General features: G+C 42.5%; 24 protein-coding genes. 12 read left to right on the top strand and 12 right to left on the bottom strand.

The annotated features are described in order from the left end of the window. Window positions 1-6 precede the first annotated feature (6 nt). Together Q7P97_RS05160 and Q7P97_RS05165 are read right to left on the bottom strand one after the other, a co-directional pair. Window positions 7-486, bottom strand: a complete 480-nt coding sequence (locus Q7P97_RS05160) for a DsrE/DsrF/DrsH-like family protein (protein WP_099634248.1) — start codon at window positions 484-486, stop codon at window positions 7-9. Window positions 487-576: 90 nt separating this feature from the next. Next, on the bottom strand, window positions 577-840 hold the full coding sequence (locus Q7P97_RS05165) for a metal-sensitive transcriptional regulator (RefSeq protein ID WP_085427859.1): 264 nt from the start codon (window positions 838-840) through the stop codon (window positions 577-579). A gap of 295 nt (window positions 841-1,135) precedes the next feature. Here Q7P97_RS05165 and Q7P97_RS05170 point away from each other — a divergent pair, with 295 nt between their 5' ends. Then, complete coding sequence (locus Q7P97_RS05170) at window positions 1,136-1,357, top strand: DUF2187 family protein (protein WP_085427858.1); 222 nt, start codon at window positions 1,136-1,138, stop codon at window positions 1,355-1,357. Between the two features lie 107 nt (window positions 1,358-1,464). Continuing rightward, on the top strand, window positions 1,465-2,121 hold the full coding sequence (locus Q7P97_RS05175; protein ID WP_303967502.1) for a substrate-binding domain-containing protein: 657 nt from the start codon (window positions 1,465-1,467) through the stop codon (window positions 2,119-2,121). Here Q7P97_RS05175 and Q7P97_RS05180 read toward each other — a convergent pair. Both Q7P97_RS05180 and Q7P97_RS05185 read right to left on the bottom strand, forming a co-directional pair. Then, window positions 2,104-2,991 (bottom strand): DMT family transporter, encoded by an 888-nt coding sequence (locus tag Q7P97_RS05180; RefSeq protein WP_303967503.1) that lies wholly within the window; start codon window positions 2,989-2,991, stop codon window positions 2,104-2,106. The genes Q7P97_RS05175 and Q7P97_RS05180 overlap by 18 nt on opposite strands. Next, window positions 2,984-3,904, bottom strand: coding sequence for a LysR family transcriptional regulator (locus Q7P97_RS05185; protein WP_303967506.1), 921 nt, complete (start codon window positions 3,902-3,904; stop codon window positions 2,984-2,986). The genes Q7P97_RS05180 and Q7P97_RS05185 overlap by 8 nt, the downstream gene beginning before the upstream one ends. 113 nt (window positions 3,905-4,017) lie before the next feature. Here Q7P97_RS05185 and hutG point away from each other — a divergent pair, with 113 nt between their 5' ends. The 4 genes from hutG to Q7P97_RS05205 all read left to right on the top strand — a co-directional run bounded on the left by hutG (window position 4,018) and on the right by Q7P97_RS05205 (window position 8,943). After that, window positions 4,018-4,977 (top strand): formimidoylglutamase, encoded by a 960-nt coding sequence (gene hutG / locus Q7P97_RS05190; protein WP_303967508.1) that lies wholly within the window; start codon window positions 4,018-4,020, stop codon window positions 4,975-4,977. After that, complete coding sequence (gltS, locus tag Q7P97_RS05195) at window positions 4,974-6,164, top strand: sodium/glutamate symporter (protein ID WP_303967511.1); 1,191 nt, start codon at window positions 4,974-4,976, stop codon at window positions 6,162-6,164. The genes hutG and gltS overlap by 4 nt, the downstream gene beginning before the upstream one ends. A 594-nt stretch (window positions 6,165-6,758) precedes the next feature. Beyond that, window positions 6,759-7,985 carry a peptidase T gene (pepT, locus tag Q7P97_RS05200; RefSeq protein ID WP_303967514.1) on the top strand — a complete coding sequence of 409 codons (1,227 nt, stop codon included), beginning with the start codon at window positions 6,759-6,761 and terminating at the stop codon, window positions 7,983-7,985. 4 nt (window positions 7,986-7,989) lie between these two features. After that, window positions 7,990-8,943: a DMT family transporter gene (locus Q7P97_RS05205; protein ID WP_303967516.1), complete on the top strand. Its 954-nt coding sequence runs from the start codon at window positions 7,990-7,992 to the stop codon at window positions 8,941-8,943. Between the two features lie 49 nt (window positions 8,944-8,992). Here the strand turns inward: Q7P97_RS05205 and Q7P97_RS05210 are convergent, their stop codons facing one another. The 4 genes from Q7P97_RS05210 to Q7P97_RS05225 form a co-directional block, all read right to left on the bottom strand. After that, a complete protein-coding gene (locus Q7P97_RS05210; protein ID WP_303967518.1) occupies window positions 8,993-9,886 on the bottom strand; it encodes a DMT family transporter in 894 nt (297 codons plus the stop codon). A 279-nt stretch (window positions 9,887-10,165) separates the two neighbouring features. Beyond that, window positions 10,166-11,236, bottom strand: coding sequence for an ABC transporter substrate-binding protein (locus Q7P97_RS05215; protein ID WP_303967650.1), 1,071 nt, complete (start codon window positions 11,234-11,236; stop codon window positions 10,166-10,168). Window positions 11,237-11,268: 32 nt separating this feature from the next. Next, window positions 11,269-12,048, bottom strand: a complete 780-nt coding sequence (locus Q7P97_RS05220; protein ID WP_085427851.1) for an ABC transporter ATP-binding protein — start codon at window positions 12,046-12,048, stop codon at window positions 11,269-11,271. 5 nt (window positions 12,049-12,053) lie between these two features. Beyond that, window positions 12,054-12,812, bottom strand: coding sequence for an ABC transporter permease (locus Q7P97_RS05225; protein WP_303967653.1), 759 nt, complete (start codon window positions 12,810-12,812; stop codon window positions 12,054-12,056). A 167-nt stretch (window positions 12,813-12,979) separates the two neighbouring features. On the opposite strand from Q7P97_RS05225, the gene Q7P97_RS05230 reads away from it, so the two are divergent. Further along, complete coding sequence (locus tag Q7P97_RS05230) at window positions 12,980-13,687, top strand: hypothetical protein (RefSeq protein WP_303967523.1); 708 nt, start codon at window positions 12,980-12,982, stop codon at window positions 13,685-13,687. A 38-nt stretch (window positions 13,688-13,725) separates the two neighbouring features. On the opposite strand, the gene Q7P97_RS05235 is transcribed toward Q7P97_RS05230, so the two are convergent. The 3 genes from Q7P97_RS05235 to Q7P97_RS05245 all read right to left on the bottom strand — a co-directional run bounded on the left by Q7P97_RS05235 (window position 13,726) and on the right by Q7P97_RS05245 (window position 16,638). Next, window positions 13,726-14,004, bottom strand: coding sequence for a hypothetical protein (locus Q7P97_RS05235; RefSeq protein WP_303967525.1), 279 nt, complete (start codon window positions 14,002-14,004; stop codon window positions 13,726-13,728). A 97-nt stretch (window positions 14,005-14,101) separates the two neighbouring features. Continuing rightward, window positions 14,102-15,181, bottom strand: coding sequence for an AI-2E family transporter (locus Q7P97_RS05240; protein WP_303967528.1), 1,080 nt, complete (start codon window positions 15,179-15,181; stop codon window positions 14,102-14,104). 260 nt (window positions 15,182-15,441) lie between these two features. Next, on the bottom strand, window positions 15,442-16,638 hold the full coding sequence (locus tag Q7P97_RS05245; protein ID WP_303967529.1) for an MFS transporter: 1,197 nt from the start codon (window positions 16,636-16,638) through the stop codon (window positions 15,442-15,444). A 153-nt stretch (window positions 16,639-16,791) separates the two neighbouring features. On the opposite strand from Q7P97_RS05245, the gene Q7P97_RS05250 reads away from it, so the two are divergent. Then, complete coding sequence (locus Q7P97_RS05250) at window positions 16,792-16,914, top strand: hypothetical protein (RefSeq protein ID WP_303967531.1); 123 nt, start codon at window positions 16,792-16,794, stop codon at window positions 16,912-16,914. A gap of 141 nt (window positions 16,915-17,055) precedes the next feature. After that, window positions 17,056-17,265, top strand: coding sequence for a CsbD family protein (locus Q7P97_RS05255; RefSeq protein WP_303967534.1), 210 nt, complete (start codon window positions 17,056-17,058; stop codon window positions 17,263-17,265). 91 nt (window positions 17,266-17,356) lie between these two features. Here the strand turns inward: Q7P97_RS05255 and Q7P97_RS05260 are convergent, their stop codons facing one another. Continuing rightward, on the bottom strand, window positions 17,357-17,830 hold the full coding sequence (locus Q7P97_RS05260; protein WP_303967536.1) for a general stress protein: 474 nt from the start codon (window positions 17,828-17,830) through the stop codon (window positions 17,357-17,359). A gap of 196 nt (window positions 17,831-18,026) precedes the next feature. Here Q7P97_RS05260 and Q7P97_RS05265 point away from each other — a divergent pair, with 196 nt between their 5' ends. The 3 genes from Q7P97_RS05265 (at window position 18,027) to Q7P97_RS05275 (ending at window position 19,612) form a co-directional block, all read left to right on the top strand. Continuing rightward, window positions 18,027-18,293: a DUF3243 domain-containing protein gene (locus Q7P97_RS05265; RefSeq protein ID WP_085429050.1), complete on the top strand. Its 267-nt coding sequence runs from the start codon at window positions 18,027-18,029 to the stop codon at window positions 18,291-18,293. Window positions 18,294-18,308: 15 nt separating this feature from the next. After that, window positions 18,309-18,548, top strand: coding sequence for a YczO family protein (locus Q7P97_RS05270; RefSeq protein ID WP_303967539.1), 240 nt, complete (start codon window positions 18,309-18,311; stop codon window positions 18,546-18,548). 161 nt (window positions 18,549-18,709) lie between these two features. Further along, window positions 18,710-19,612 (top strand): EamA family transporter, encoded by a 903-nt coding sequence (locus tag Q7P97_RS05275; RefSeq protein WP_303967541.1) that lies wholly within the window; start codon window positions 18,710-18,712, stop codon window positions 19,610-19,612. The last annotated feature ends 121 nt before the right edge of the window (window positions 19,613-19,733 follow it).

A 19,733-nucleotide genomic window follows, 5' to 3' on the forward strand; every position in this document is an offset into this window, starting at 1 on the left:
AAAAAATTAAATAAACAAGTTCACTTGACCATCTTGCGCCTCACCTAAGTAAGCCGCCACACCGCCATATTCCACCTCTTGTAGAAGCTCTCCTTCATTCAGTCCTAGCAAATCCATTGTCATCGTACAGGCAATCAATCGCACGTCCTGTTCTATTGCCATATCAATCAGTTGTGGCAATGTCATCGCGTTATGCTTTTTCATTACTTGCTTGATCATCTTAGGGCCCATTCCTGCAAAGTTCATTTGCGATAATCCCATTTTATCTGCTCCACGCGGCATCATTTTACCGAACGCCTTTTCAATGAAACTTTTATTACTTTTAATCGGTTCATCTTTGCGCAATGCGTTCAATCCCCAAAACGTATGGAAAATTGTTACTTCATGGTCATACGCTGCTGCGCCGTTCGCGATAATATAAGCCGCCATCGCCTTATCGTAATCCCCACTAAATAATACAATCGTTGTTTTCTTTTGCTCTGTCATGCTCTCGTCCCTTTCTATTTGAAAATCATTTTATTAAATACCTATGGGGGTATATTATATGTTATAAAAAAAAGAGTCAAGTGATGTTGCTCATCGACTCTTTACTAGAAGATCCACGGCTTCACTAATAATAGATTCGTGTGTACGTTCATCTGCTTCATCTAAATTTTCAATACAGGCAATCAAGTTGGAACTAACGATTACACCAATTGTACGGTCAATAGCAGAACGACTGGCTGATAATTGCGTGATCACTTCTTTACAATCCTTGCCCTCTTCCATCATACGCAAGACGCCTTTGATTTGACCCTCTAGACGCTTCAAACGATTTTTGACTTTGTCATCATACTCCATATCGCTCAACCTCCTATATGTTACCCTAATAATATACCCCTACAGGTATAATGTCAACCGATTGATTTATATGTTTGAGTATATCATGTCGGCTTCTATCTTTAATGATCAATACTTTCTACTTCATCAAGTGATTATACAAAATACTTGCCCAATCGACAAAGTTCTAGTATGATGAATAATTTCCCGAAATGTGTTATACTAGATCTAGTAAGCTATTGTACGCATTTTCCGTTTTGATTTACTGACAAATTGCGACAGACTAAATTCCACACTACTGAAGGAGTTGATTCGATTGGCATTCCCACGAAAAGATCGTCCAGTTTCTGATTTTGTAGCATCACGGTATGTAGACGAAGTCATATCTTTCAACCGTAATGATTATGAAGTTTCCGGGACTATACACAAAATCCTTGAAAACTCCGTCATTGTAAAAATTTCTGAACAAGACGCTGAAAATATTGGAGCAGCTTCCAACATGACTGTCGTCGCACACAAAAATTATACAGTTCAATAATGGTGTGTTCGATGCCTTGCAGATTATTGCAAGGCTATTTTTTCACAAAAAAACCAGTCACAGCCACAAGTCTTTCACTATAAAAAAGTGTATTGGAGATGATTGATTTGATTAATCATACAAATATAGATTTAACGCGAACAACCTCACTAAAAGGGACTTTACGTATTGGCGCTTCGCCAGTTATTTCGCAAGCTATTTTACCCGACATACTCACTCGTCTACACGCGAAGTATCCCGACATGCGACTCGAACTAACAACTGCTCCTTCTTCTGACATTGTGCGATTACTGAAAAGTCATAAGGTCGACGTTGGTTGCAGTGAACTAGACAACCTACCATCGGCTGAAGCATTTATGCAAGACGAACTAGTACTTCTTTCTTCTGCTACACACCCGCTTGCACGTAAGAGAAGCTCATCCATTCTAGATTTGCAAAATACACATTGGATTTTACCTGACACCGCAGATCCTAGCCGTCTATTAATTGATCAATCGCTTAAACAGTATGGAGTTCAAGTACAGCCTACTATTATGAGCTCACCCGAAAGTATCAAACAAGCCGTTCTTAGTGGGCTAGGCATCGCTATTTTGTCACGCCACAGTTGCAGACAGGAGCTCGCACAAGGTGATCTAACTGTACTAGATTATAAAGTTGCACCAATCAAACGTGTTTTTTATACAGGAACCCGTTCTAAGACGAACGAAGTACAAGCATTTCTCAGCGAGCTTAAAGCTTATTGCCGTCTATGGCAAGTCAACTAGTCCTCTTCTAAGCTCTCGTTTGCTACGCCAGTTTACAAGGAATATTCCTAAACTGATGAGCATGCCCCCTAAAATCAATGACATGGATAACTTCTCATCCAACAGAACCCATCCCGATAATGTCCCGAAGAATGGTGCCAAAAACAGAAACGCACTCGTTCTCTCGGGATTTCCTGTCTGCAATAAATAAAACCAAATAGAAAACTGTACAATGGATGCGGCAATCGCAAGCCATCCTAAAATCGCCAATGACAATGGATTCGCTATGAAAAACGGTTCTTCAAGTACATAACTCGCTACAAATAAGATCAATCCGCCAAATAGCATTTGATATGCAGTCATCACCCATGTATCAAAACGATGGCCATGTACTTTGACGAGCAACGTCGCACAAGCCCATGCTACAGCAGATAAAAACCCTAACACTGTACCAATCTTCCAGTCTAAGTGACCGCCCATTGTAATGAATACCCCAAACAAACCACAAACAACGCCAACCCATTGTTGCAAGCGGTAATGAATTTTCAATACTAACGTCCCAATGACAACGACAAGCAGCGGATTTGTAAATGTTAAAATAGACGTTTCACCTGACGTGATCGTACGAAGCGCCATAAATATACATCCCATGACCGCAGCTGTCTGCAATGAACCAATCAGCACAAGCCACTTCCACTCTCCAAATGTTTTCGGATGTGGCTTTTTTAATATCTTTACTACCACCGCCATAATGACGCCTGCAATCGTAAACCGCATTGCCACTAGCAATAGCGGTGAAGAATATTCCAACCCAATTTTCCCAATAGCAAATGACGAGCCCATTAAAGCGGTTGTAATGACAACTAAAATGCCGAATAAAAATTTATTCATCCAGTTCCCCTCCCTCTTTCGACTTTACAGAAGGTTCTCGCCGCATTTGCATACTATCGATCAACACCTCAATAGCTGGTGGCATATAACGCTTTTCCAAATAAGTTAGATACACTGTACGGGTTAACGTCTTTGAATTAGTTGTTTTAATGACAATGGTCGGGTCAGGTCCGTGCGCAAAATACTTTTGTGGAATAATCGAAATTCCGATATTCTCCCGTACAAGTTCTACTATCGTTTCAAAACGCTCTACTTCGTAACATATATTCATTCGTACGCCTTCTTCAGCAAACGCAGCAAAAATATCTTGTCTCGTTTGCAACCCAACACTCGTGATAATGAATGCCTCATCTTCTAGGTCGGCTAGCGTAATGGAATCCGTGTCTGCCAGACGATGTTCAGGATGCATGACAACTGCTAATTGCTCTTGATACAAAGGTATCGAGACAATATCTGAAGCTTCTATAAATTGATTGGTTAAACAGACATGGACAGCGTACTGACGGAGTGCTCGCTCAACATCCCCACGGCCTAATACTTCTATTAACTTCACATGCATCGATGGAAACTCCTGGCGATAGGCAAGTAATATAGAAGGAATCCAATTCTTCACGGATTCAATCATTCCGATCTGCACACTTCCACTGCCTGTCCACTTCACTTCTTTAATCTCTTGTTGTAAGATATCTGCCTCATGAAGAATTTGCAATGCACGCTCATAAATTACGCTACCCGATTCCGTTAGTTGAACACGTTTAGTCGTTCGTTCGAGCAACTGAAACCCGACTTCTACCTCCAAATTCTTAATCGCTTTACTGAGCGAAGGCTGCGAAAGATGAAGTTTTTTAGCCGCTTCAGAAAAGCTAGATTGCTGCACTACCATGACAAAATACTGCAATTGCTTGAATTCCATTCATCTCACCTCCACTTATAGCCTACACGCATGAATATATGAAAAACATGTATTAGAATTAATAAGTACAAACCAGTATAGTAAGAATATCACGTTGGAAAGGGTGAAGTATATTGTTAATTCCATCAAATGAAAAGTACTGGTCAGGTCGTACCGATAGTGAGACCGACAGAGCTGCATTCCGAATGCATCAAATCATCCAATTTTCCGAATTAAAAGAAAGCGCTACCAATAAAACTTGTGCCCTCATCGGATTTTCTTCAGAAGAAGGTGTACGTCGAAATAATGGCAGACTCGGTGCTGCTGAAGGACCGAATGCCCTACGTAATGAACTAGCGAAACTACCTTGGCGTTTGCCTGCTGAGTGTCAAATAGTTGATGTGGGTACTGTAGTATGTGAGCATGGTCAGCTAGAACAAGCACAAGCTGAATTAGGCACAGTCGTTCAAAAGAGCCTTCTCCATCATACGAAGCCCGTTATTTTAGGCGGCGGACATGAAACCGCTTACGGTCATTATACAGGAGTTCGAGACTTCCTTGGCCCTGACGCAAAACTTGGTGTCATAAATATTGATGCCCACTTCGATTTGCGTGGCTACGACGAACAACCTTCTTCAGGCACGATGTTCAAGCAGATGCTCGACGTCGATCCACATGTTGACTACCTCGTGCTAGGTATTCAAGAATTTGGCAACACGGACGCATTATTCGCAGAAGCCGATGCAAAAGGCGTGACATATGTCACAGAACAAGAAATTTCGACAAGTCCTTTAGACGATACATTGCAAAAGATACAGTTATTCATTGATAAACAAGACGCTATTTTGTTAACATTGTGCTCGGATGTCCTGAATTCCGCGTTTGCTCCAGGTGTAAGTGCGCCGTCTCCCTTCGGATTAGATCCGTTGATTGTACGCTCTTTCATTCAAACAGTTGCATCGCATAAGAAAACACTTTCATTCGACATTTCAGAAATAAATCCGTCACTTGATCATCATAATCAAACGGTTAAGCTCGGGGCTTATCTTACAAATGAAGCAATCTATGCATTGCTGGGAGGTCGAATCACATGACAATTGAGCTAAATCAAATTTCTACGCTGTTTTTAGCGTTAGCTCTCCTAACACTGGGTACGATGTTAGTCCGTAAAGTCGGCTTTCTCCAGAAATTCTGTATCCCTGCCCCTGTTGTCGGCGGTTTACTATTCGCGTTTTTAGCGACCATTTTGAAGTATTTTGATTTAGTAAGTTTTTCTTTAGATACTTCATTGCAAAATCTATTCATGCTGACATTTTTCACAACAGTCGGTCTGGGTGCTAGTTTCCGTTTGATTCGTCTAGGCGGAAAGCTATTGATGATCTACTGGGTAGCTTGTGGCTTCTTAGCACTGATCCAAAACGTCATTGGTGTCTCTATGTCCTATCTATTTGGATTGCACCCGTTGATCGGTATGATGGCTGGTGCTGTCTCGATGGAAGGCGGACATGGTGGTGCTACTGCTTACGGGGAAACATTAGAAAGCCTTGGGATTGATTCCGCCCTATCCGTTGGTATTGCAGCAGCAACTTTCGGACTCGTAGCAGGCGGTCTAATCGGTGGTCCAATCGTTAAATACTTGATCAATAAATATGATTTAAAATCTACGGAAGTCGAGCATGAAAAAGCATACTCCGTGGAATCATTGGAAAAACCAATTAACACTGACAACTTCCTAACACAAACGTTATTGATTACTCTTTGTATCGCAGGCGGTACATTTATCGGGGATCTGTTCTCTAACGCTACTGGTTTCGTCATGCCAGGTTATGTAGGCGCAATGTTTGTTGCAGTTATCGTTCGTAATATTGTGGATCGCGTGAAGGAAGATGCGGTTCATATGACAAGCATCAATTTGATCGGCGACGTTTCACTCGGTATTTTCTTATCGATGGCGTTAATGAGCATCAAGCTATGGGAAGTTGCAGATTTGGCACTTCCATTGTTGCTGATCGTCTTTGTACAAGTAATCTTCGTCGCGTTGTTTGCGATCTTCGTCCTGTTCCGTTTGCTCGGTAAGGATTACGACGCAGCGGTTATGATCGCTGGTTTCGCAGGTCATAGTCTGGGTGCGACGCCAAATGCGATGGCGAACATGGCAGCCGTTACAGGACGCTATGGCCCGTCACGCAAAGCCTTCTTGATCGTTCCTATTGTAGGCGCCTTCCTCATAGACGTCGTCTCGATGCCGATCATCATCACTACGATTAATATATTTGCTTGATTGTCGTAAATTAAACGCCTTAAAAATGTAAGCTAATTAGTGAGTGGGAAGGGATTGAAGCTCCAGCTGGGGACGCTTTCCTGAGGGCGTGGCCCGAGCCGCTTCCCTCACTTCGTTCAGTCCAGGGTCTCGAACTCACGCTGATCCTCCAGGAGTCGCCCCAGCTTCCGCTTCAATCCTACTTACCGAGTGGGGTTACCTATATCGCTCATTGTAGATAGTGTGTGAATTATTCTTGTGTTTCAACTTATTTAAGTTCAAGGACAGATCAAGTTCTAGATCAAAACTAATTTTAATGATGAACAGTAAGTGTCAACCACTTGCTATGCAAGGGATTTGAGCGAGAGCCGTAGTGATGGACGGCTTTTGCGAGTAAAAGCGAAGCGTTAGGTGCAAATCTTTGCACTAGGTGCGGCGACTCCTCCAGAACGCGTCCGCCTAGAGCGCAAATCCCGTCTCCAACACTAACTAAACCTTTATCATTTCCTAAGAACCGAAATTTTCGGTTCTTTTTTTATTCTTTTTAAGCGTAATATTCACACCCTTCTGTTAAAATGAAAACATTAATTCGCATCTTGGAGAGGAGCTTGCTATATGAAAGAAGAACTAATCGAACGACTCACACGCTACGCTAAAATTGATACACAATCTGACGCTACTTCGGACACAACACCGTCCACAGAAAAACAATGGGACCTGTTGCGGGTGCTCGAAAAAGAGATGACTGATATTGGTCTTGAAGACATTTCAGTCGATGAAAACGGCTACCTATTTGGTACACTCCGATCAAATACAGAAAAACAATTACCAACGGTCGGCTTCTTGGCGCATATCGACACAGCTCCTGACTACACGGGCACGAACGTCAATCCACAACGCATTGATAACTATGACGGTAAAGATATCTCATTAAATGAATCAACAATCATGAGCGTACAAGCATTTCCAGAGCTTAACAACTACATTGGCCATACCCTGATTACGACAGACGGCACAACTTTATTAGGTGCAGACGATAAAGCTGGCATCGCGGAAATCATGACAGCGATGCACTATTTAGTCGAGCACCCTGAAATCAAACACGGGAAGGTACGCATAGGCTTCACACCTGATGAAGAAATCGGGCTTGGTCCACATAAGTTTGACGTAGAACGTTTTGGCGCTGACTTTGCTTATACAATGGACGGCGGACCACTTGGAGAACTACAGTATGAAAGTTTTAACGCTGCAGGCGTTGAAGTGATTTTCCATGGTGCGAATGTCCACCCAGGAACAGCTAAAGATAAAATGGTCAACTCCTTGCTGATCGCGGCAGAATTCCAGCAAGCTATGCCACAACACGAAATCCCGCAGGAAACGGAGCATTATGAAGGTTTCATTCACTTAATGAATATCGATGGTTCTGTAGAAAAAACGACCTACGACTATATCATCCGTGACTTTGATAGAGATTCTTTTGAAGCTCGCAAGCAACTTGTACAAGATACTGCTACACAGCTTCAGGAAAAGTACGGTCAACATGCGATAGAGCTAACAGTAACGGATCAGTACTTCAATATGGGTGAGAAAATTACGCCTGTAATGGAAATCGTCGATGTAGTAGCGGATGTCTATCGGAGTCTTGATATTGAACCGAAAATCGCACCCATTCGTGGAGGCACAGATGGTTCCCAACTTTCCTATATGGGAATGCCAACGCCAAATATCTTTACGGGCGGCGAAAATTACCACGGTAAATACGAATTCATCTCAGCAGACAATATGGTGAAAGCTACGCAAGTTATTATCGAGACATTGAAACTTCAAGAACAACGCGGTTAAGCGTATGAAAGCAATTTGGATTGGCATTTTATCCGCACTATTCTTTGCGGTGACATTTGTACTGAATCGATCCATGGAACTGGATGGCGGTAGCTGGATGTGGAGTGCTTCACTGCGCTATTTCTTCATGGTTCCATTTCTACTCATTATTGTAGCGATGCGTAGAGGTTTGCATGGCGTCAAACGGGAAATGACTGTTGCTCCATGGCCTTTTTTCATCTGGATTTTCGTCGCATTCGTTCTGTTCTATGGTCCGCTGACGTTTTCAGCTGGCTATAGTCCGGGATGGCTTGTTGCGGGAACGTGGCAAATGACGATTGTGGCTGGGGTTTTGCTAGCACCCTTCTTCACGTTCCAAGCGAAGACGGAAACAGGTGAATTCCGCACAATCCGCCACCGTATTCCGGCAGCATCGTTGGTGATTTCATTGGTCATCTTAGTGGGTGTCGTGTTGATCCAGATTCCACATGCGAGTAGCGTATCGACTAAAACTATTTTGCTCGGTACGTTGCCGCTTGTCATTGCAGCATTCGCCTATCCACTTGGTAATCGGAAAATGATGAACCTAGTAGGCGGACGTCTTGATATGTTCCAACGTGTACTTGCGATGACACTAATGACGATACCGATTTGGTTAATCCTCGCGTTCTATGCTTGGTCGACGGTCGGATTGCCTTCTACAAGCCAAGTGGTGCAGTCATTGATTGTCTCGGTGAGTTCAGGCGTTATAGCCACCTCTCTCTTCTTCATGGCAACCGATATAGTGCAACATGATCAAGGAAAACTAGCGGCAGTTGAAGCTACGCAGTCTGTCGAATTAATTTTCGCCATGCTTGGTGAGATGCTGTTGCTAAGCTTGCCATTACCTGGCGTTCTTTCATTAGTAGGCGTGCTAGTAATTATCGGTGGCATGTCGTTGCATAGTTATCAAACTGCATTAGCCAGTAAAAATACATAGAAAAGGGTTGTCCGATAGTCAGTTTATGACCCGTTGGACAACCCTTTTTTCATATTTTACGCTCTTTAATTTGTCGTGGGATACGCTTTCGCAATAATTGCGGTCTGACTTCAGATAATAAAATGGCGATAAAGATAATCAATGCGCCAAGAAACATTCGAAATGTCAGTAATTCGTAAGCAAGAGCTACGGAAAAGACCATCCCCCACACGGACTCCGTTGACAAAATAATTGCAGCTTTCGTTTCCGACAGATGCTTCTGTGCAACGGTTTGCATCAAAAATGCAAGTGTCGTCGAGAACACTGCTAAGTACAATACTGAACTTAAGGCTGCCGGATCCATAGAGAACGAAGTCTCGCCTATTACAATGACGGTGATACAGCTGATCACTGCGGCAACCGTCATTTGCAATAATGTCAGCAAAATAGGATCCACCGAACTGACGAATCGTCCTGTGTAGAAGATATGGAATGCGAACATCACGGCGCAACCAAGTGTAAGCAGGTCTCCTATATTTATGCTTGAAGACCACTGCAACGATAAGACTGCTACTCCGATGAGTGCCAAAACGGCACCAGCTAACTCAAATTTGTCGAGTTTTCGCTTATATAGGATAAATGCGATAAACGGTACCATCACTACATTCACACCCGTTAGAAAGGCATTTTTTGAAGGTGTTGTGAATTGAAGTCCTACTGTTTGTAAGGCAAATGCTGCGTACAGCAAGATCCCGAGCACTGTTCCTTGCCATAGTATTGATTTGTTTAGTTGGCGTAGCCGCTTGTGGAATACGAGTGCTAGTAATAGTGCACCGATTGTGAAGCGCACTGCTAAGATTTGATACGGTGTGTAGTAATCCAAAGCGAGCGCGCTCATCACAAAGCCGCTACCCCAGATGATGGCGGTGATTGTCAATCCGATTTCGCCTATGTATTTTCTCATTTCTTTCACCATGCTTCCGCTAGTCAGTCGTATTATTCTAGCACGAATTTCTGTCGGATTATAGATGAATTTGTAATCAGGAGCCTCTTTTGCGAATGGTGAGGGACTTTGTAAGTGTGATGGGATGGAAGCTCCAGCTGACGAGCCCTCCAGAAAGCGTCCCCTCCGAAGCGCCAATCGCCATTATCCAACACTATCGCCAGCCTATCTAATTCCACATCAAAAAGCTGTCCAGGAAGTCACATACATCATGACTTCCTGGACAGCTACGTCTACCTATTACTCTTCATACAATCCTATCTCCTTAATAGCACGCTCGACTAACGATGGATCTACAGACTTGTCAAAGTCGATTTCGCCACGTATAGCGCCATTCGCTTTGTACATCTCATACTGCTTCTTAATATCGTCGATGAACATCTTACCGTTCGGATCGAGCCCTGTAACGAATACTCTCTCCCATAGTTCATGATCCTTCAAAGCGGTATGTTTCACCATGATGTCGATGATCTCATCTTTTCCTTGATCCTTAAAGAACGCGTCGTTGTAGTCACGCACTCCTTTTAGGTAGGCTGCCATGAAGCGCACCGATAGATCTTTATTGGCCATGAACTGCGGTGAAGCCAATACCATGGCGATCTGAGACTCGGGTGCATAGTCTGTCGCATCACCGAAGCGTACGTGGAAACCGTTGTGGATTCCTTGTGCGATCAATGGTTCAATGTTCAATGCAGCATCAATTGTTCCTGAATCAATTGCTCCGAGCATCGCACCGAAGTCTGCGATATGGACATATTCCACGTCGTCTTCTGTCAAACCTGCGTGCTTTAACATTTCTTCATAGATATACCCATCAATCGAATTTCTTGATGACACAGCAATTTTCTTTCCTTTGAAGTCGCTGTACTCCTTAATTTCATCCACCATATGATTACCAATGACGAAACTGAAGTAGGACTTGCCAAGCATATTATGTCCTTTATCTGCGATAATTCGAACATCGATTCCTTGGGCAATCGCGTTGAAGAATGATGCGGTAGAAACGCCACCCGCGATATCCACTTCTCCGGCAGCTAGTGCAGGCAACATATCATCGCTGTTGGCAAAGTCCGCAAAATCTACACGTATATTATAGTCGTCAAAATAGCCTTTTTCTTTCGCAATATAGAAACCAGCTCCAGAAGCAGCCCCATCTTCCGCAATGAATACCTTCGCCTGCTTTTCAAGCGGAGCTAAGTCACCGGATATCGGCTTATCATCGTTCGCTACAGGCTTCACAACTTCTTTTGGAGAGCATGCACCCATCATCAATACAACCGACAATACGCTGAATAAACCTGCCTTTTTCATCCACTTCCTCACATCATCTCTCCTTTTATCATTTATTCCCTCGATTTCAATACTTCTTCTTGCAAGTGATGCCAAATCTCAATGAATTTTGCTGCCATTTCAGGATCTTTCCGAATATCTTCCATCTTTCTCGGTCTAGGTTTATCAATGATAATCTCTTCAATAATTTTTCCTGGCTGTGCGCCCATCAATAGAATTCGATCACTTAACAACAATGCTTCATCAATACTATGCGTAATGAACAACACCGTCTTCTTCGTCTCTGCCCAAATACTCAATAACTCTTCCTGCAAAATGAAACGATTCTGTTCATCGAGCGCGCCAAACGGTTCATCCATCAATAGGATCTCCGGATCGTTTGCGAATGCTCTGGCAATACTCACTCGTTGTTTCATTCCACCAGACAATTCCTTTGGATATAGCGAAGCGAATCGCTCCAATCCTGTCTTCTTCAAATAAAAGTCCGTTCGTTCAGCAATGAATGCTTTCGGCAAATTACGCATCTTCAATCCAAAGGCGACGTTTTCTCGTACCGTCAACCACGGAATAACCCCACGTTCTTGGAATACCATTGATTGCAGAGGCCGATCATTCGATTCCGTTTCAATCGTAAAAGTGCCAACACTTGGTTGTTCAAGTCCGGCAAGAATCCGCAGTAATGTCGTCTTGCCACATCCACTCGGTCCGACTATACAAACGAACTCACCGTCTTTTACAGTCATGGAAATATTCTCAAGCGCGACGACACTATCTTGTTTCTTATAAAAGGACTTCATTAATCCATCTACTGAAATTTTAGGCTTCCCCTCCATTTCCCTCACCTCCATGGCAGTAACTTATTTTGAAGCGCGCGCAGTAAAAGCGAGAATAAATAACCGAAAAACGAGATCAGAATTAATCCCACATACATTTCGGGTAATAAAAAGGCCTTATAGGACGTCCATATCAAATAACCAATCCCTGAAGTCGCTCCCATCATCTCTGCCGCCACAATCGTCAACAACGCAATCGCCTGCCCCATCTGGATTCCTTCGAGCATGACAGGCAACGCGCCGGGAAGGGCAATTTTGAAGAAGAAATTCCACTGGCTCGTTTGATAGTTACTCGCAACATCCAAATAAATCTTATCAATATTCAATACACCTGCCGCTGTGTTGATCACAACTGGGAAAAACACACTTCCCGCAATCGTCACCACTTTCGATAAATCCCCGATTCCGAATAAAATAATAATGATCGGCAATAACGCCAATGTCGGAATAGGCATAAGCGCCATAACAATCGGCTGTACAAAATGTCGGATCGGTGAATATAATCCCATCAGCAAACCGACAATAATACCTGGTATTACACCTGCCAGAAATCCGATGAATATTCGATACAATGATACACCAACATGCTTCGCCATCGCACCGCTCACAATCATGTCATAGAAAGTTTGCACAATTGTAGTGGGCGGTGGGAAAAAACGAATATCCAAGATACCTGTTCTGGACATTACTTCCCATAACACTAGCAAGAAGATCGGCGACACAATCGTCAGCAATTGCTTGCCGCGTTCTTTACGTTGCCGCATCTTCCATTCTCTTTGCTCCACCTCAAATGATTCATTACGAGCCAATTCTTGGGTCTCCACCCTTCACCACCTCTTCACTGCCTATTGTATGTAAAGGCCTAGGAAACTGGTTGGGCAGGCATAGCATTCAAGTTGTTTCTATCAAAATAATTGATTATACTGAAACCATGACTACACTTACATCAGACCAAATCAGAGAATTGAATAGTTACAGCATCTACCTGAATCCACCAGCACATCCCGTCTTTACACTAGCGGATGTATTGGACCATTCAAAAGTACAGAGTATCGTACAAGTGATCCAAACCGTCAGCCAAAGTCCAAATGAAGTCGTCGCTACTTCATTCTTCGTTCGCCGACTCGGTATGTTTTTCGCTATGCAGTTGTATAATCTCGCTGCGTATGATGAGATGTGGAACGGATCAGCGGAAGATTTACAATTTGGCGCTCTAGAAGAGTTCGGCAATAAAACGATCAGTACTTTTGCAGATGGCTCAGATTGGGAAATGATTGATGACGAAGATCGCCAATCGCATATTAGACGTGTTCTGGATGATGCACACGCAGTGATTACGTCATTGCGTACAGCTGTCTCCGTATCTCCCTTAACTTTATGGGAAAACATCTTCGGCTTCTGGCTATGGCAGTATCATGTGCTATTGACTGATCCAGGATCGGAAATGGAAGCGAGAGAAGACTTAGACATACTAAAAGACGATACCATATGGACGGGTATCGCCGATCACTCACGTTTCGCAAGCTATTTGAATGGATCAGAACCGTCCGCTTTATTAAACACCACTGTCCGCAAAACTTGTTGTTTTTCTAAAGACGTACCAGGATTGATGCGGTGTGGATTTTGTCCATTACCATGAAAAAAGCAGGCTTTCGCTCATTACGCGAAGGCCTGCTTTTAACGTTTACGATACGCATGATAGGATTGTTTGGTCGAATAGATGATCCCCATTGCCGCACCACTATAAAAAAACCCCATGAAGATTCCGGCAGATAAATTTTTTGGATGGCTAATAAATATAGACAAGCCGAGCGCAACTACTGTGGCTACTGTCGAAAGCCAGGTTAGTGGCACTTTAAATAACCACTTGGCAATCAGTACCACGACTAGAACAACTGGCACACCCCACATCGCATCCCATACATTGGTATGGATAACGGGAAATTCCGTCAGCATATGCTACATCCTCTCGTTTTTGTTAGGATGTACAATTATTCTTGATTTATCCATCAAAAAACCTTCCAGTCCATAGACTAGAAGGCCGGTTCCACCGCTATACGTTCTTCGTGGCGGCTTCACTAATTTCTTTTCGCATTTCATAGATGTTCTGCACAATGACTTTACCTACCGCATAGGCAGGTACAGCTACTAGGATGCCTAGGAATCCTGCGAGACTTCCGGCTACTAGCAACACCGTAATGATGGTCAGTGGATGAATATCAAGAGATTTCCCCATGACGTTTGGCGTAATTAAGTTACTGTCGATTTGCTGTGCGACCAACGTAACAACTCCGACCCAAATCACTAACTTCGGTTCCTGTAAATACGCAATTATTACAGCGGGTGCCACCGCAATCCATGGTCCGATGAATGGAATAATATTCATGAACAACGCTAAGATTGCCAACAATAAAGCATACTGCAGTCCGATAATGGAGTACCCAATCAAAATAAGTGTTGCTAATATTGCACTAATCAATAATTGTCCTTGAATATATGAACGCAATACGTGATCAATATCTTCTAAAGTCTTTTTCATCCATAAACGTCGTTTTCCCGAAAACAGATTGTAAATTCTCGGTGCCAATTTTTCATGATCCTTCAACATAAACAGGAAGAAGAATGGCACAAGCAATAGTAAAGCAACTGCCTGAATGAACGACTGTACAAATTGTACTAGCCATTTTCCAAATGTTACAGCGAACGTTTGGATCGATTCAACTGCCGAATTCAAAGAATCCTGCAATCCTTCGGGAAGATTATCTTTTTCATTAAGAACTTGATCTTTCAGTTGTTCAATTTGGCGAGTAAGAGTAGGCCCATTATCCACTAAGTTATTCACTTGTTTCGTAACCATTGGACCAATAATTGCAACTAAAATCCAAATAACAGCCACGAGGATCAGCATGATTGTGATGATACTTCCCCATCTTGGCATGTTCTTCTTTTCCAAGTAATGTTGAATAGGTACTGTAATGTAATAAAGAAGTCCACCAAAGATTAATGGCATAATAATTGTCTGTAAGATGATACCAACAGGTTTAAAAATATAATTTACTTCTAAAAAGTACTTGGTGATCAATAGCGCCAATAAGACGCCGACACCGGCCTGAAACCATACCTTTTTCGTCAAAGCTTCACGTCCCTTCCGTTACATTTTATGTAGTTAGTTTAAGTATACGTTGTGTAGCCCTCTATGTCGAAAACCAACCTAGCTACTTCGATAGTATGATCAAAGGTTTTTCTCTAATTTAGTACATGGCTTTATATTAGAAAAGTCATTGGCTCACTACTTGTACTTCTGTTGTTTTCCCTACATACAAATTTCTTCAAACCTACTAAATTATGATAAACAAAGGATCCTTGGATAACAACCTGCATCCAGTTTACTTTTTACGCATGGCTTAACGCCTTTCGCCGCAAGCGGATCATCAATACGTAGACGACCGGTACGACAGCCGAAAACATCGCAAGTCCAGTCCAACCCGCAAATTGCCACAAAGGCGTTACAAGCGTACTACCCGCCGCCATACCTACATAATAAGATACCAAGTATAGACTAGCTGCACTTCCTTTATGATGCGTCGCTTCCTTGCTGACAGAAGCCGCTGTCAAAGAGTGAGCTGAAAAGAAGCCTAAACAAATGATACAATACCCGATTATAATTAAAGGTAATTTGACGGCAATAGTCAGAAGGCAACCGACAGCCAACAACAGAACACCCGTAAAGCGCACAGTATTCATACCATACTTGACTGCAATTGAACCAGCCAGTGGAGCCCCAATAATACCAAATGCATAGGCAAAGTAGATATAAGACACTTCATCCAGCGTCAGGCCAAAAGGTGATACAGTTAAATGAAACGGTAGGAACGTCCACATACCTGTGAAGCTAAGTTGCAGAACAATACCTAAGCCAAAAACAATGAGCAAGGCAGGATTCTTCAAATGATAGCCGAAGCCCTGAATATCCTTTTTTATCGACTCTACGCTTGGCTCGAAGAACGCGGATTTCGGCAAGAAGAACAACAAGATAGCAAACACTACTATGCCAACAACGGTTAATAACTGAAGCGATAGTTCCCACGACCAGCGTTCCGCCAAATAGCCTGTCACAAAACGTCCAAGCATGCCTCCTGTCCCATTAAATGAAATATACAACGCAGTCGCTAAACTAACTGACCGTTCATGGATTTCTTCATTGATATAAGCAAGGGCTGCCGCAAGTACCCCAGACATAGCAAAGCCCTGTAAGAATCGCAGTATAAGTATGACAGTGAAAGAGTCAGTCAAAAACATCGGAATGAACAAAAGTGCAGTAAGTAAGATGGATACTTTCACAAAAACAGATCTACCAAGACGATCGGAATAAAACCCCAGAACTACAAGTCCTAAAATCAGTCCGATGGTGTTGATGGACATGGCCAAACTCGCAGTGGATACAGAAATGTTAAATTGCTTTGTTAATATAGGCAACAAAGGTTGGATGGCATACATCGCAGCAAAGATTAGCAAAGATGCGATACCAAGACCAATGACAATGCGCCAAAATCGTAAGTCACGAATTGTCGATTTAGCTTGTATATTCATGTTGACACTTCCTGTCCATTGAATGCGAATACTGGAATTATATCATCATAGCGTCAATTAAACAGGAAATCATCAGATAAGTAATTGAATTATATAGATTTTTGTATATTACACCAAATAAGCACCATACTGTATTGCGGAGGTGTTAGACAAATGAACAAAATGGCGATGACAGCTGTCGGACTTGGCGCACTCTATCTCATGCGAAATAAGCAGTCACGGGAAAAACTTATGGAGCAATTTAGTCACCTTGCAGGAACGAGCAGTAAACCGTAATGCCAGACATTTGCAGACACTTGAAAACCGGAGCCTACAACAGGTCTCCGGTTCTTCCCAGTACATGGCTTTTATAAAAATATGTTTTCACGAACGAAAAGTGGGTATTTATATAGTAACAAACGAAACGGAGGAGATAGTATGAGTAACAAAGATCATGGTACAGAAGATAAATTAAAAGGTATGGGAAACAAACTTAAAGGTAGCGTAAAAGATACAGTAGGCGATTTAACCGATAATGCCAAAATGCAAGCTGAAGGTAAATGGGACAAAGCAAAAGGTTCTGCACAAGAAAAAATTGGTGAAGCAAAAGAACACTTCAGCGATGACGAAGCGCATCCTGAAAAGTAATATGTACAGTAAGCCTGCTGCTCAATCAGCAGGCTTTTTCACGCACATAAAAAAAGAAGGATCTTCCATTCCAATGGGAGATCCTTCTTTTTCACAACTGGTCTGTACCTATTCGAGGACTATTTGGAATAGGATTCCCTACTTCTTCATTTGGATCACTATCCAGGCTTTCACCGCTATCTGTTTGCTGTCCGGCACTATCCTGCAGATCTACAGATCTTGCCCGTTCCCCATCTGTTAAGTGGTCGACAAACAAAGCAATGCCGCCTTCTTTTAAATCAGTATAGAATGTTTTTGATTCTTGCTTTGTAAAACCCATTTTAATAAAAATTGTTAACATTTCGTCCTTACTATTAAACAAACGGCGCGCATGATCCCAAACTGAACTGTCTTGTAGTCCAATTAATTCAATTTCAGAATCACTTTCTAAAACTTTTAAATCATCGCGTACGTTGGAAACAGCACACATATGATTCTTTTTAAAACCTTGCGCTTCTAGTTCCGTTATTTTATAAAGGACATTATCAACAGAATGAAATGTGCCAACATATTGTTTATCAGCCATTATTGCACCTCCTTTTGTTAACACTCTGCTTTACTTCTACCCATCGAGGACTATTTTCACACATGGTTTCACATACTTTACATATAACAAACACATGCATAATTCTTCACTCCTTGCACAAGCTAAAGTTATCACGATGAAAAGGAGTGGTTGAGTAGTGGGAGTAAAAGACAACGTGGAAGCCGAAATTTCAAAAATGGGTGAGGAAAAGAAAGAGCAAATTTTGCAGAACTTCAATCATTTTAAAGGCTATCTTGCTGACAAAGTAGAAAAAGGTGAAAGTCTTGGCTTAAGCGATGAGCAGTTGGCGAAAACGACTGCGTTTATTGCCAATTATTTGTCACGTAATGAAGAGCCTCGTAACCGTGAGCAATATTTATTGCAGGAGTTATGGGATTCAGGTTCTAAAGAAGAGCAACATACTTTGGCACACATGCTTCTGAAAATGGTTCGTCAAGCATAATAGGAGGCGATTGATATGGTATCTAAAGAAAATCGTACCCCTCACTATCACCCGAATACGTATCGCCTGATTCAAACACATCCCGAAAATCTACGAACGAATACAGTTAGTCTGTTCGATTTGCATGAAGATATGCAAACGGTCGATTCCATCTCGTTACCCGACCAAAGGAAAGATATGATGAAGGAAAAGATCAACCACTCCCCTCGCTTAAGTGGCGGCAGCTTGTCGGATGACTACGGCGCACCCCACTGATTCGCCAATAAAAGCCGTACAGTGCAAATTGCATTGTACGGCTTTTCCACGTTCGTTCGAAGTAGTTGTCGATATTTCCCGGGAAATGAGATGGATAATACACAATCTGGAAGACCTTTTCCGTGATATACTATGATCCGATGGAAATGGAGGTTGTGTACATGAAACCGTGGATGTATCCGCTGCTCGTTGTTTTTGGGGCTGCTAGTTATGGAATTTTATCGACGATTATTAAATTAGCAATTCAAGACGGCTTTACCGCTTCAGAAGCAGTGACGAGCCAATATTATACAGGTTTTCTGTTGGCACTTATTATATTTATTGTTGTTAAACGCTCTAAACCTACGTTTCGCGGTAGTTTTCCAGTGTTGATTGCAGGATTATTTACTGCGATTACAGGCACCGTATACGGTAAATCCGTAGAGTATATGCCTGCGTCACTAGCGGTTGTCCTATTGTTTCAATTCACATGGATCGGTATGCTGTATGAGTGTGTATTAGCCAAGCGTTTACCAAAACAGTCCGAAGTCGTGTCGCTTCTGTTTTTATTTGGCGGGACAATTCTGGCTGCAGGTTTGATAGATGTGGACTTGAGTGGTATTCCATGGCAAGGATGGGCATGGGGAATTGCTGCGGCATTTAGTTTCGCTGCATTCGTCACGGCAAATCAAAAGCCCGTTCCTGGGATGGATGTCGTGACACGGTTGTTTTTGATGTCGTTTTATGCAGCAATCGCGATTACATTTTTCCAGTCTCCGGAAATTTTATGGAATGGAATGCTTGGCGATGGATTATGGATTTACGGTGCTATTTTAGGTGTGTTTGGCATTGTTCTACCTATATTTCTGTTTTCAGTCGGAGTTCCGAAAGTGGGTGCCGGTATGTCTTCCATTTTGAGTGCTGTGGAGTTACCTGTGGCGATTATCGCTTCAATGTTGTTGCTTGGTGAAAGACTAACGCTGCTGCAGTTTCTTGGAATATTCTTTGTATTGTTCGGGATGACTTGGCCTGCTATGTTACAACGTTTTGCGATGAGAACAAGAACGCGATTAAAACGGGTGTGATAAAGGAAGGCAATGTTGATCGAACTGCAGGATCATCGCCTTCAGCTTACTATCAACTGGTGTTAATTTTATAAGTAAACTACTAAAGCAGTAAATAATCTATTGAATTTACACGTAATTT

Origin of the sequence: Sporosarcina ureae (assembly GCF_029267015.1) — a bacterium.
Classification (GTDB): Bacteria; Bacillota; Bacilli; order Bacillales_A; family Planococcaceae; genus Sporosarcina; species Sporosarcina ureae_D.